Consider the following 13,622-nt stretch of genomic DNA (forward strand, 5'->3'; position numbering starts at 1 on the left):
TCAGTACCGGTAGTGATCGGATTTGAACGGGCCCTGGGGCGTCACGCCGATATACTCGGCCTGCTCGGGCGACAGCGTGGTCAGCTTGACGCCGATCTTGTCCAGATGCAGCCGGGCAACCTTCTCGTCCAGATGCTTGGGCAGGATATAGACCCCCGGCGCATAATCGTCGCCTTTGGCGTAAAGCTCGATCTGCGCCAGCACCTGGTTGGTGAAGCTGGCGGACATGACGAAGCTCGGATGGCCGGTGGCATTGCCGAGGTTCAGCAGACGACCCTGCGACAGCAGGATGATGCGGTTGCCCGAGGGCATCGCGATCATGTCCACCTGGTCCTTGATGTTGGTCCATTTGTGGTTCCGCAGGGCAGCAACCTGGATCTCGTTATCGAAATGGCCGATATTGCCGACGATGGCCATGTCCTTCATCTGGCGCATATGCTCCAGCCGGATCACGTCGCGGTTGCCGGTGGTGGTGATGAAGATGTCGGCGCTGCCCGCGACATCCTCGAGCGTCACCACCTCATACCCGTCCATTGCCGCCTGCAGCGCACAGATCGGATCGACCTCGGTCACCTTCACCCGGGCACCGGCGCCGCGCAGCGATGCCGCCGAGCCCTTGCCCACATCGCCATAGCCGCAGACCACGGCAACCTTGCCGGCCATCATCACGTCGGTGGCGCGGCGGATGCCGTCGACCAGCGATTCCTTGCAGCCATACTTGTTGTCGAATTTCGACTTGGTGACGCTGTCATTGACGTTGATCGCCGGGAAGGGCAGCAGGCCCTTCTTGTGCAGGTCATAGAGACGGTGAACGCCGGTGGTGGTTTCCTCGCTGACGCCCTGGATGGCGTCGCGCTGCGCGGTGAACCAGCCGGGCGATTGTGCCAGACGCTTCTTGATCTGCGCGAACAGCGCTTCTTCCTCTTCACTGGTCGGCGTGTCGATCAGCCCGGTCTCGCCGGCCTCGACCCGCGCGCCCAAGAGGATGTACAGCGTCGCATCGCCGCCATCGTCAAGGATCATGTTGGCGGTGCCGGGCGCGTCGCCCTTGGCCGGAAACTGGAAGATCTGGTCGGTATAGGCCCAGTATTCGGCCAGCGTCTCGCCCTTGATGGCAAAGACCGGCACGCCCGAGGCGGCAATGGCGGCGGCGGCGTGATCCTGCGTCGAATAGATATTGCACGAGGCCCAACGGACATCGGCGCCAAGCGCGGTCAGCGTCTCGATCAGCACGGCGGTCTGCACCGTCATGTGCAGGCTGCCGGCGATGCGCGCGCCCTTCAGCGGCTGTGCGGCACCATATTCGGCACGCAGCGCCATCAGGCCGGGCATTTCCGTTTCCGCGATGTCCAGCTCCTTGCGGCCGTAATCGGCCAGGCTGATGTCCTTGATGATGTAATCGGTCACGTCGCGGTCCTTCGGATGGGTGGTCAGCCCGCGACATAAGCGAAAACGCGCGGGGCCGAAAGGGGCAGGGGAAATGGAAAGGGCCGGGGCGACACATTGCCCCGGCCCCAAAGTGCTTTGCGAGGACGATCAGCCGTCGAAGTTCACTTCCTCGATCAGCTTCAGCGCCTCGGGGCGCAGCGCCGAGATCTCGCTGAGCGGCGTGGCGTCGGCGGTGAAATCACCCCAGCTGGCCACCAGTTCCGAACGCTCGACATGGTCCGAGACCGGGAATTCGTTGTTGGTCTCGGCATAGATCTTCTGCGCCTCGTCGCTGACGAGGAAGTCCATCAGCTTCTGCGCCGCTTCCTTGTTCGGGGCCGAGCTGGTCATCGCCACGCCCGAGACGTTCACATGGGTGCCGCCTTCGGCGAAGGTCGGGAAGACGATGCGGACCGATTCCGCCCATTGCTTCTGCTCGTCATCCTTCAGCATCGCGCCCATGTAATAGGTGTTGCCCAGGCTGATGTCGCATTCCCCGGCCCAGATCGACTTGACCTGATCGCGGTCGCCGCCCTCGGGCTTCTTGGCGAGGTTGGCCTTCACGCCTTCCAGCCAGGCCTTGGTTTCCTCGGCGCCGTGATGCTTCAGGAAGGCTGCGGTCAGGGCGACGTTGTAATCATGGGTGAAGGGGCGGGTGCAGATGCGGCCCTTCCACTTCGGATCGGCCAGATCCTCATAGGTCGTGACCTCGCCATCGGCCACGCGCTCCTTGCTGGCATAGACGATGCGGGCACGGGTGGTCAGGCCGAACCACTGGTTGTCGGCGTCGCGCAACCCCTCGGGCACCACGGTCAGCGCCTCGTCGGTGACAGCCTGCGTCACGCCGGCATCCTTGACCTCACCCAGGCGGGCCACGTCCACGGTCATCACCAGATCGGCGGGGCTGCGGTCGCCCTCGGCCTTCAGGCGCTCGACCATGCCCTTGTCGACAAAGGCCACGTTCACCTTGATCCCGGTCTCGGCGGTGAACGCGTCGATCAGCGGCTGCAGCAGTTCGGGCTGGCGGTGCGAATAGACATTCACCTCCTGGGCCAGAACGGGCAGGGCGGTGGCGCCCATCAGGGAGGCGAGGATCAGCGTACGCATGGTTGACTCCTTTGGTCAGAATTTCGGCTTGTCTGCCATCCGTCTGCCCAAGCGTCAATAGTTGACTGAAAGAATTACCTATATGGCCGATTGACCCGGTGGCGGCGGCGCATTACCTGCCGCCGCATGGCACGCGCACCCCTGTTACAACTGACCGACATCTCGCTGACCTTTGGCGGCGATCCCGTATTCGACAGCCTGTCCCTGACCATCCAGCCGGGCGACCGGGTGGCCTTGGTCGGGCGCAACGGCTCGGGCAAATCGACGCTGATGAAGGTCATGGCCGGGCTGGTCGAGCCCGACCGGGGCGAGGTCGTCACCCCTGCCGGCACATCGGTCGGCTACATGGAACAGGACCCGGACCTGTCGGCCTTTGCCACCTTGGGCGATTTCGCCCGGGCCGGGCTGGACGAGGGGCAGGGCTACCGCGTCGAGATGGCGGCCGAGGGGCTGAAATTCGATCCCGACCGGCCGGTCGCCACCGCCTCGGGCGGGGAACGTCGCCGCGCCGCGCTGGCCCGGCTTCTGGCCGAAGCGCCCGACCTGATGCTTCTGGACGAGCCGACCAACCACCTGGACATTCAGGCCATCGGCTGGCTGGAAGAACAGCTGTCGGCGACGAAATCCGCCTTTGTCCTGATCAGCCACGACCGCGCCTTCCTGCGCAACCTGACCCGCGCGACCCTGTGGATCGACCGCGGCGAGGTGCGCCGGCAGGAGCGGGGTTTCGTCGGCTTCGAGGATTGGCGCGAGGCGATCTGGGCGGCCGAGGATGACGCCCGCCACAAGCTCGACCGCAAGATCAAGGCCGAGGCGCGGTGGGCTGTGGAAGGGATCAGCGCGCGGCGCAAGCGCAATCAGGGCCGGGTGCGGGCGCTAGCCGCGTTGCGCGAGGCGCGGGCCGGGCAGATCCGCCGTCAGGGCGCGGCGGCGCTGGCGCTGGATTCGGGCCAGCAATCGGGCAAGCGGGTGATCGAGGCCAAGGGCATCGCCAAGACCTTTGGCGAGCGGGACATCCTGAAACCCTTCGACCTGCGGGTGCAGCGCGGCGACCGGGTGGCCTTCGTCGGTCCGAACGGCGTCGGCAAGACCACGCTGATCAAGATGCTGACCGGCGAGATCGCCCCGGATCAGGGCACGGTCACGCATGGCACCAATCTGGACATCGCCATCTTCGACCAGACCCGCTCGGCGCTGGACCCCGAGATGAGCCTCTGGGATTCGCTGACCGGCGATCCCGAGATGCGGGTCTCGGGCCGCGCCGATCAGGTGATGGTGCGCGGCCAGCCCAAGCATGTCGTGGCCTATCTGAAGGATTTCCTCTTCGACGAGGCGCAGGCCCGCGCCCCCGTCCGCAGCCTCTCGGGCGGTGAAAAGGCGCGGCTGCTGCTGGCGCGGATCATGGCGCGGCCCTCGAATCTCCTGGTGCTCGACGAACCGACCAACGATCTGGATGTCGAGACGCTGGACCTGTTGCAGGACATCCTGGGCGACTATGACGGCACCGTGCTGCTGGTCAGCCACGACCGGGATTTCATCGACCGGGTGGCCGATACCACCGTGGCGATGGAGGGCGACGGCCGCGCGGTGATCTATCCCGGCGGCTGGTCCGACTACCGCGCACAGCGCCCCGAGGACGCGCCCGAGGTGGTGGCGACCGCTGTCGAGGTCGCCAAGCCCGTCACCGAAAAAGCCAAGCCCGCCCGCGAAGGCCTGAGCTTCACCGAGAAACACCGCCTCGAGGCGCTGCCCGGCATCATCGAACGGCTGGAAGCCGAGATCGCCAAGCTCTCGGATTTCCTCTCCGCACCGGACCTGTTCAGCACCGCGCCGGCGAAATTCCAGAAGGCCAGCGAGGGTCTGGCCGAACGTCAGGCCAAACTGGCCGAGGCGGAGGAGGAATGGCTGATGCTGGAGGAGAAGGCGGCGGGGTGAGGTCTGTTTCGGATCGTCGGGCTGGAGCGGATTCAGAGGCGCGCCGGCAAAAGCTGACCTTTGCGGACGGCGCGGCGAAGGGTCGGATCGAGCCATCAGCGACATTCATGCACCTTGGAGCGAGGTAAATCAGCTTGCGGGCGCAGAACCTATTCGGCCCTAGAACCAAGGCGACAGGATAGAATCGCGAAACGCTCCAAAGGCCGAGGCGGCCCCGTGGCCTGACCTCAGTCGCCTGAAACCCCGCGTTTTCACGAAGCCAAGCACCCGTCGGCGCGAAAAAGCTTGATCTCATGTCATGGTCAGGCGATTTTGACGACAAACGTCGTGCCACTTGGGCAACGTCGGACGGGGTACTTTGATGTTTGGGTTCTTTAAGAGAAAGCCTAAGTCGGGAGGTTTTGATTGGTTGAGCTCTTTTCAGGCCAATCATTATCTTGATGCAGTCTATCTGAATGACCTTAACGGGACTCGTACGGATGATCCGAAGATACAGGCGGCTCTTGATCGAATGGTCGACGTTGCTTGCCTGGGCGTTTCGATCGCCAAGATCCAAGTTGAGATGACTTCCCACCGCCGAAGCCCGGCTAACCTTTGGGAACTCGGATACGTATTCGGCTGTTTGGATGCCCATAAGATATTGCTATGGGGGGTCAAGGAATTTTGTCGTTCCTTTTTTCACTGTGGTTTGATGAGTTACTACGGAAATGCAGATGCGGCACGCACAGGCCTCATGAATATCGGGATCGCAATCACTAGTAATGATCCAGAATTTGAGAGGGGGTCCAATAAAGGCAGGTCTGATGCACTGAAGATGATTTCAGAAAGATCAGTCCCATCTGGCCTTATGAAGTTTCTTAACTCACAGAGCTGACCGGTTGTCCAATCTTCGCAGATATTTTGGGCAGTGGTCATTGGCTGAATTTTGAGTTGATTGTGGAACTCAGCCTCTTGATGACATCTGCTTTCGGCTATTGTGCCTAAGGACTCCGACACTCGGACCTACCGATGCGGCAATGTAGTGAACGTCTGTTTGGTGCCGCATCAAGCGTCTTCATTTCCTGCCGCGCAAACTCTGCAATCAGCGACGCACTCCAGCCAAAGCGCGATCCGGCGTCCACCCCCCATTCTCAACCATTCCTATACACTGCCTTGCGAACCAGCCGTCTCGCCCCTCCCTCGTTTTCGGTTATCAAGGAACGCGCAATAATCCAGCGGAGGGATGGATGCCCGGATATCTGACAACGCATGTTCTGGACACGGCGCGGGGCACTCCGGCCGAGGGCATGGAGATCGTGCTCTACCGGCTTGACGGCGCGACCCGCAGCGAGTTGGCGCGGCTGATCACCAATGCCGATGGCCGCACTGATCGTCAGATCCTGCCCGAGGCCGAGTTCGCCACCGGCGGCTATGAGCTGGAATTCCACGCCGGCGCCTGGATGGACGCGACCGGCATCGCGCCGGAAAGCCCGCGCTTTCTGGATGTGATCCCGATCCGCTTCGGCATGTCTCAACAGGACCATTACCACGTCCCGCTGCTGATCTCGCCCTTCGGCTATTCGACCTATCGGGGAAGCTGAGCCATGATTCCTGACATCACGATCATCTGGGAATGGATCGGCTTCGCGATCCGCTGGACCCATGTCATCACCGCCATCGCCTGGATCGGGTCCTCGTTCTACTTCGTCGCGCTCGATCTGGGTCTGTTGAAGGTGCCGGGCCTGCCCAAGGGGGCGCATGGCGAGGAATGGCAGGTTCATGGCGGCGGCTTCTATCACATCAACAAGTACCTCGTCGCGCCCGAGCGGATGCCCGAGCATCTGACCTGGTTCAAATGGGAAAGCTACGCCACCTGGCTCAGCGGTGCGGCACTGCTGATGGTCACCTATTGGGCCGGGGCCGAGCTGTTCCTGATCGATCCTGCCAAGATGGAGTTGGCGCAATGGCAGGCGATCCTGATCTCGGGCGGCTCGCTGGCGATCGGCTGGCTGATCTATGACACGCTGTGCAAATCGAAGCTGGGCGAGACGCCAACGGTGCTGATGCTGCTTCTCTTCGTGGCGCTGGTCATCATGGGCTGGGGTTACGACCAGATCTTCACCGGCCGCGCCGCGCTGCTGCACCTGGGGGCCTTCACCGCCACGATCATGACTGCCAACGTCTTCCTGGTGATCATGCCGAACCAGCGCATCGTGGTCGCCGATCTTAAGGCCGGGCGCGCGCCCGATCCGAAATACGGCAAGATCGCCAAGCTGCGCTCGACCCACAACAACTACCTGACCCTGCCGGTCATCTTCCTGATGCTGTCGAACCATTATCCGCTCGCCTTTGCCAGCGAATACAACTGGCTGATCGCGGCGCTGGTCTTCCTGATGGGCGTCACCATCCGGCATTACTTCAACACCATGCACGCCCGCAAAGGCGATCTGTGGTGGACCTGGGCGGTCACGGCGATCCTCTTCATCGCCATCATGTTCCTGTCGTCGCTGGGTCTGCGGCAGGTGCCGCTGGAAGAGGCCGAGGCCCGCGCCCTGACCCCGACCGAACAGCGCTTTGCCGCGGCCGAGGGGTTCGACGACGTGACCAACTATGTCATGGGCCGCTGCTCGATGTGCCATGCCCGCGAGCCCTTCTACGAGGGCATCTACCACGCGCCGAAGGGCGTGTTCCTCGAGACCCCGGGCGACATCGCCCGGGCCGCACGCGAGATCTACCTGCAGGCCGGTGTCACCGATGCCATGCCGCCCGCCAATGTCAGCTTCATGGAAGAGGCCGAGCGTGACGCCATCATCCGCTGGTATCGCGCAGCGCGCGGGACCGAAGTTGCGGCCAACTGAACCCTGCCGGCGGAATGGGTCACAGCTTCGCTACAAGCGGCATTTTCGAGGCATTCAACCAAAATGCCCACTCGCGGCGGCGCGCGATCTCGCTTAGTGCTGGCTTGATATCATGACAGGCCAGCGGATGGACGACCAGACCAGCGGAATGCAGCCTCACCCGGACAGCACCCCGCTTCCGACCCCGGCCACGACCGAGGGCAGCACCGACGACGAGATCCCACGAAGCAGGCGGGCCGGGCGCCCGCGCCGCAAGCGACTGTCGGAAGTGCTGCTGGCCATCGCCAGCGACGAGAGCCGCACCGAGATCACCATTTCGGACCTGATGCACATCATGGAAGCTCGCGCCCGGGCGGCGCTGATCTTTCTCTTTGCCTTCCCCAACGTCCTCCCCGCCCCGCCGGGGCTTTCCGCCGTTCTGGGCCTGCCGCTGCTCTACCTGACCGCGCAGATGATGCTGGGCCGTTTTCCCTGGCTGCCCCGGATCGTGGCCGAGCGCGGCATTTCCATGATCGCCTTCCGCAGCATGATCGACCGCGCCCTGCCGCTGCTCAAGCGGGCCGAGAAGCTGCTGCGCCCGCGCTGGAGCTGGATGGTGCGTCCGGTGGCCGAGCGGTTGCTGGGGGGCTTCGCGCTGGTGCTGGCGGTGATCATCACCCTGCCGATCCCGCTGGCGAACATGTTGCCGGCCTTCGCCATCTGCGTGATCGCGCTTGGCGTCCTTGAACGCGACGGGCTCTGGACCGGCATCGGCCTTGTCGTTGGCCTCGCCTCGCTGGCGCTGTCGGGTGCGGTGGCCTATGCCATGGTCAAGGGCGCGATCTTCCTGCTTTTCTCTGCCTTTTCCTGAGTTTCCGGACCCATGCTGTTTGAAATCACCATCGTTCTTGCCCTGATCCTCCTCAACGGGCTTCTGGCCATGTCGGAGCTGGCCATCGTCTCCTCGCGGCCCGCGCGGCTGAGGGTGCGCATCGATCGCGGCGACCATGGCGCGGCGGTGGCGGCAGAACTTGCCGCCGAACCGGGCCGGTTCCTCTCGACCGTGCAGATCGGCATTACGCTGGTCGGCGTGCTGTCGGGGGCGTTTTCCGGTGCCACGCTGGGTCTGCGCGTTGGCACCATGCTGCGCGATGCGGGCGTCGGGGCCGGCATTGCCGAGCCTCTGGGCGTGGCGCTGGTCGTGGTAGTCATCACCTACCTGTCGCTGATCGTGGGCGAGCTGGTGCCGAAACAGATTGCGCTGGCCGATCCCGAGGCCGTGGCCTCGCGCATGGCCCCGGCGATGAAACTGCTCTCCAAGGTCTCGATGCCGCTCGTCTGGCTCTTGGACAAGTCGGGCAAGCTGTTGCTGGCGCTTCTGGGCCAGACCGGCAAGGGCGGCAGCGCGGTCAGCGACGAGGAGATTCGGATGATCATCGCCGAGGCCGAGGGCGCGGGGGTCATCGACAAGGCCGAGAACGAGATGATCCAGGGCGTCATGCGCATTGCCGACCGCAACGCGCGCGGGCTGATGACCGCCACGCACGAGCTGGAGATCGCGGATGTCGGCGAAAGCCGGGCCCAGATCCTGAAACGGTTTCGCGAGTCCGGCCGCTCGCGCCTGCCGCTGCGGGACGGCAAGCCCGACGACATCATCGGGGTGTTGCACAGCCGCGAGGTGCTGAACCTGCCCGCCGGGGCCGAGTTCGATCTGCGCGCCTTGGCGAAACCCGCCCCGGTCATCCCCGAGGCACTACCCGCCATGGCGGTAATCGAACGGCTGAAGGCCGCGCCGGGTCACATGCTGCTGGTCTATGACGAATACGGCCAGTTCGAGGGCATCATCACTGCCATGGACATCCTTGGCGCCATCGCCGGCGGTTTCGACGAGGCCGATGATGACGAGCCCAAGATGGTCACGCGAGACGATGGCTCCTACCTGGTCGCGGGCTGGATGCCGGTCGATGAATTCGCTGCGCGGCTGGGGCTGTCACTCGAACGCTCCAGCGATTACGACACCGTGGCCGGGCTGGTGCTGGAGCGGGCGGGTGTTCTGCCGCGCGTGGGCCAGCATGTGACCGTCGATGGCTGGAAGATCGAGGTGGTCGATCTGGACGGGCGGCGGATCGACAAGCTGCTGGTCCAGCGCGCGGGTTAAAGCGGCACCTCGGTCGTCCGCTTCAACCGCCTCAGCGCGAAGATTGTGGACGACGCCGCGACGTTTTCGTGGTCCAGCATCTGCTGCATCAGCGTGCCTTCCAGGTCCGCCATGTCGCGCACCAGAAGGTGCAGCAGGTAATCCCAGTCCCCCGAGATCGAGTAGATCGCCACCACCGCCGGGATCATATCCATCGCCCGCTGGAAACTGTCCCGCGCCGCCGCTGACTGCGCTTTCAGCCGGATCTGGCAGAACACATCCATGCCGCGCCCGACCGCCTCGGGGTTAACCAGCCGCACCGGCGGGCCGATCACGCTCGCATCCTCCAGCGCCCGCAATCGGCGCCAGCAGGTCGCCGAGGAACTGTTCGTGGCCTTGGCCAGATCGGCCACGCTGCCCGAGGCATCGCGCTGAAGAATCGCCAGTATCCGTCGGTCGAGATCACTGATTTGATCGGCTTCATTCATGATACGGCATCATATGATGCATCCATCTCAAAATGCCACCGCAGATGACCAATACTGATGCGGATTTTTCAGGGAATTGCGCATAAACTGGTCGCAGACCCACCTTCAGCATCAGGCAGGCCACCGATGACCGACCAGACCCCGATCCTGCGCGATTACGAGCTGTCCGACCGCTATACCAAGACCGAGGGCCGAGTGTTCCTGACCGGAACGCAGGCCATCGTCCGCATGGCGCTGGACCAGGCGCGGCGGGACCGGGCGCGGGGGTTGGACACGCGCGGGTATGTCTCGGGCTATCGCGGCTCGCCGGTGGGCGGGATCGATCTCGAGATTGGCAAGAACCGCAAGATCGTGGCCGAGGCCGGGGTCGAGTTCCTTCCGGCGGTGAACGAGGAATTCGGCGCCACCCAGATGATCGGCACCCAGCAGGTCGAGACCGATCCCGACAAGACCTGCACCGCCGTCTTCGGCCTCTGGTATGGCAAGGGTCCGGGGGTGGACCGGGCGGCCGATGCGCTGAAGCATGGCAATGCCTATGGCGCCTCGCCCAACGGCGGGGTGCTGGTGGTGGCGGGTGACGATCACGGCTGCGTCTCGTCCTCGATGCCGCATCAGTCCGATGTGGCCTTCATGAATTTCTTCATGCCGACCATCAACCCGGCCAATGTTGCCGAGTTTCTAACCTTCGCCGAGTGGGGTTACGCGCTGTCGCGTTTCTCGGGCATGTGGGTCGGCTTCAAGGCGATCTCGGAAACGGTGGAATCGGGCATGTCCTTCGACCTGCCGGCGGATCGTGATTTCGTCACGCCCACGGACTACACCCCGCCCGCCACCGGGCTGCATTACCGCTGGCCCGACCTGCCGGGGCCGCAGATCGAAGAACGGATGGAGGCCAAGAAGCACGCGGCGCTGGCCTTTGCCCGCGCCAATCCGATCGACCGGGTGGAATGGGGCCATGACCATGCGCGTTACGGCATCGTCACCACCGGCAAGTCGCATCTGGACACGCTCGAGGCGTTGCGGCTGCTGGGCATCGACCGCGCGCGCGCCAACGAGATCGGCATCGACCTCTACAAGGTCGGCATGGTCTGGCCGCTGGAGGGGCAGGGGGCGCTGCGCTTTGCCAGCGAGAAGCAGGAGCTGCTGGTCATCGAGGAAAAGCGCGGCATCATCGAAAGCCAGCTGAAGGAACAGTTCTACGACTTCCCTGGCCACAAGCCCGAGCGCATGGTCGGCAAGCATGACGAAAGCGGCAAGCGGCTGATCCCCTGGACCCGCGAACTGGGGGCGGTGATGCTGGCGCGGATCATCGCCGCGCGGCTGGACCACAATTTTCCGGGTCTCGGCCTGACCGAGAAGGCCGAACATATCGTCGCCCCGCCCAAGCTGATCGAGGTCGAAGGCGCGACCCGCACGCCCTATTTCTGCTCGGGCTGTCCGCATAACACATCGACCAAGGTGCCCGAGGGCAGCGAGGCCATGGCCGGGATCGGCTGTCATTTCATGGCCAGCTGGATGAACCGCAAGACCAGTTCGCTGATCCAGATGGGCGGCGAGGGCGTCAACTGGGTGGCGCGGTCCAAGTTCAACGGCAACAAGCACATCTTCCAGAACCTCGGCGAGGGCACCTATTACCATTCCGGTTCGCTGGCGATCCGGCAGGCCATCGCGGCGGGGACCAACATCACCTACAAGATCCTGTTCAACGATGCTGTCGCCATGACCGGCGGGCAGCACGTGGACGGGCCGATCACGGTCGAGGCCATTGCACGCTCGGTGACGGCGGAAGGGGCGAAGAAGGTTGTCATCGTCTCGGACCAGCCCGAGCAGTTCCGCAAGGGCGATTTCCCCGACGGCATCACCATCGAGCATCGCCGCGATCTGGACCGGGTTCAGCGCGAGTTGCGCGAGATCCCGGGCTGCACGGTGCTCATCTATCAGCAGACCTGCGCCACCGAAAAGCGCCGGCTGCGGAAACGCGGCAAGATGGAAGACCCGAAGAAATTCGCCGTCATCAACCCGCTGGTCTGCGAGGGCTGCGGCGATTGCAGCGTGGAATCGAACTGCCTCAGCGTCGAGCCGCTGGAGACCGAATTCGGCCGCAAGCGGAAGATCAACCTGAACAGCTGCAACAAGGATTTCACCTGCCTGAACGGCTTCTGCCCCAGCTTCGTCACCGTCGAGGGTGGCACGTTGAAGAAGGGCGCCGCCAAGGACAGCGCGGCTTATGAGCGGCTGAAGGCCGATCTGCCCGCGCCGGTTCTGCCCGACCTAGGCGCCTCGTGGGACATCCTCGTCACCGGCGTCGGCGGCACCGGGGTCGTCACTGTGGGCCAGTTGATCGCCATGGCCGCGAACCTTGAAGGCAAGGGCGCGAGCGTGCTGGATTTCATGGGCTTTGCGCAGAAATTCGGCCCGGTGCTCAGCTATATCCGCATGTCGGCCACGCCCGAGGGGGTGCATCAGGCCAAGATCGAACCGAGTTCCGCCGATGCGCTGATCGGCTGCGATCTGGTGGTCAGCTCGACGCCCAAGGCCTCGCTGACCTATCGCCCCGGCATGACCCGCGCGGTGGTCAATACCGCGATCATGCCGACCGGCGATCTGGTGCAGAACCGCGATGCCGATCTGAAACCCGGGCAGCGGCTCCAGGCGATCGCACAGACCGTCGATGCCGCGCGTCTGCGCACACTCGATGCCAATGCGCTCGCCGAGGCGCTGGTGGGCGATACGGTCTTTGCCAATGTGATGATGCTGGGCGCGGCCTGGCAGGCGGGTCTGGTGCCGCTTGGCGAGGCCGCGCTGATGCGCGCCATCGAGCTCAACGGGGTGAAGCCCGACCTGAACAAGGCCGCCTTCACCTGGGGCCGGATCACCATCCACGCCCCCGAGGCGGTGGAACGCGTCGCCGCGCTGCCGGTCAGCCCGGCCTTGACGCTGAATGAGATGATCGACCGCCGCGCCGCCTTCCTGACCGAGTATCAGGATGCCCAATGGGCCGAGACCTATCGCGCGGGGCTCGCCGGCATCCGCACCGCCGAGACCCGCGTCATGGGCACCGAGGGCGCGCTGACCGAGGCCGCCGCCAAGGGCCTCTTCAAGCTGATGTCCTACAAGGACGAATACGAGGTCGCGCGCCTTCACAGTGAAACCGGCTTTCTCGAGGGCCTGAAAGACCGTTTCGAGGGCGAGTTCACTGTGAAACACCACCTCGCGCCGCCCTTCCTGCCCTCCGGCCGCGACGCCCGTGGCCGCCCGTTCAAACGCGCGTTCGGCCCGTGGATCCAATCGGGCTTCCGCCACCTGGCCAAGCGCAAGCACCTGCGCGGCACCGGTTGGGACATCTTCGGCTACAGCGCCGAACGGCGGATGGAGCGGGCGCTGATCGGCGAATACCGCGACCTGCTGACCCGGCTGGCGGCGGGCCTGACGGCGGAGAACCACGCCGAGGCCAGCCGCATCGCCGCGATGGTCATGGAGATCCGCGGTTACGGCCCGGTGAAGGACGAAGCGGTCGGCAAGGTCCGGCGCGAGGTCGCCGCGGCGATGGCGGGGTTTGCGGCGTAGGGCATCGGCCCTGCCTGCCGCCCAGCACGTGCGCCACGCCATTTGAGCCAAGCAGCCGGTGTCAGCAAGGTCGCCGCGGCGATGGCGGGGTTTGCGGCGTAGGGCATCGGCCCTGCCTGCCGCCCAGCACGTGCGCCACGCCAT

At 64.4% G+C, this 13,622-nt stretch carries 10 protein-coding genes; 7 read left to right on the top strand and 3 right to left on the bottom strand.

Annotation, left to right across the window (positions count from 1 at the left end):
• Both ahcY and Q1A36_RS07565 read right to left on the bottom strand, forming a co-directional pair.
• On the bottom strand, positions 1–1,407 hold the full coding sequence (gene ahcY, locus Q1A36_RS07560; RefSeq protein ID WP_299841591.1) for an adenosylhomocysteinase: 1,407 nt from the start codon (positions 1,405–1,407) through the stop codon (positions 1–3).
• 129 nt (positions 1,408–1,536) lie between these two features.
• A complete protein-coding gene (locus Q1A36_RS07565) occupies positions 1,537–2,535 on the bottom strand; it encodes a Fe(3+) ABC transporter substrate-binding protein (RefSeq protein WP_299841593.1) in 999 nt (332 codons plus the stop codon).
• 126 nt (positions 2,536–2,661) lie between these two features.
• On the opposite strand from Q1A36_RS07565, the gene Q1A36_RS07570 reads away from it, so the two are divergent.
• The 6 genes from Q1A36_RS07570 to Q1A36_RS07595 all read left to right on the top strand — a co-directional run bounded on the left by Q1A36_RS07570 (position 2,662) and on the right by Q1A36_RS07595 (position 9,444).
• Entirely contained in the window at positions 2,662–4,470 is a 1,809-nt protein-coding gene (locus Q1A36_RS07570) for an ATP-binding cassette domain-containing protein (RefSeq protein ID WP_299841595.1), read from the top strand.
• 409 nt (positions 4,471–4,879) lie between these two features.
• The gene (locus Q1A36_RS07575; protein ID WP_299841597.1) at positions 4,880–5,344 is read left to right on the top strand and encodes a hypothetical protein; all 465 of its coding nucleotides are present in this window, start codon (positions 4,880–4,882) and stop codon (positions 5,342–5,344) included.
• A 352-nt stretch (positions 5,345–5,696) separates the two neighbouring features.
• On the top strand, positions 5,697–6,050 hold the full coding sequence (gene uraH, locus Q1A36_RS07580) for a hydroxyisourate hydrolase (protein WP_299841599.1): 354 nt from the start codon (positions 5,697–5,699) through the stop codon (positions 6,048–6,050).
• Between the two features lie 6 nt (positions 6,051–6,056).
• Positions 6,057–7,307: a urate hydroxylase PuuD gene (locus Q1A36_RS07585; protein ID WP_299841622.1), complete on the top strand. Its 1,251-nt coding sequence runs from the start codon at positions 6,057–6,059 to the stop codon at positions 7,305–7,307.
• Positions 7,308–7,455: 148 nt separating this feature from the next.
• Positions 7,456–8,157: an exopolysaccharide biosynthesis protein gene (locus tag Q1A36_RS07590; protein ID WP_299841601.1), complete on the top strand. Its 702-nt coding sequence runs from the start codon at positions 7,456–7,458 to the stop codon at positions 8,155–8,157.
• 12 nt (positions 8,158–8,169) lie between these two features.
• The gene (locus Q1A36_RS07595; protein ID WP_299841603.1) at positions 8,170–9,444 is read left to right on the top strand and encodes a hemolysin family protein; all 1,275 of its coding nucleotides are present in this window, start codon (positions 8,170–8,172) and stop codon (positions 9,442–9,444) included.
• Here the strand turns inward: Q1A36_RS07595 and Q1A36_RS07600 are convergent.
• Entirely contained in the window at positions 9,441–9,911 is a 471-nt protein-coding gene (locus Q1A36_RS07600; protein WP_299841604.1) for an Lrp/AsnC family transcriptional regulator, read from the bottom strand. The genes Q1A36_RS07595 and Q1A36_RS07600 overlap by 4 nt on opposite strands.
• Before the next feature lie 126 nt (positions 9,912–10,037).
• Here Q1A36_RS07600 and Q1A36_RS07605 point away from each other — a divergent pair, with 126 nt between their 5' ends.
• Positions 10,038–13,478, top strand: a complete 3,441-nt coding sequence (locus Q1A36_RS07605) for an indolepyruvate ferredoxin oxidoreductase family protein (protein ID WP_299841606.1) — start codon at positions 10,038–10,040, stop codon at positions 13,476–13,478.
• The last annotated feature ends 144 nt before the right edge of the window (positions 13,479–13,622 follow it).

Origin of the sequence: uncultured Paracoccus sp., assembly GCF_947487305.1 — a bacterium.
Lineage (GTDB): Bacteria > Pseudomonadota > Alphaproteobacteria > Rhodobacterales > Rhodobacteraceae > Paracoccus.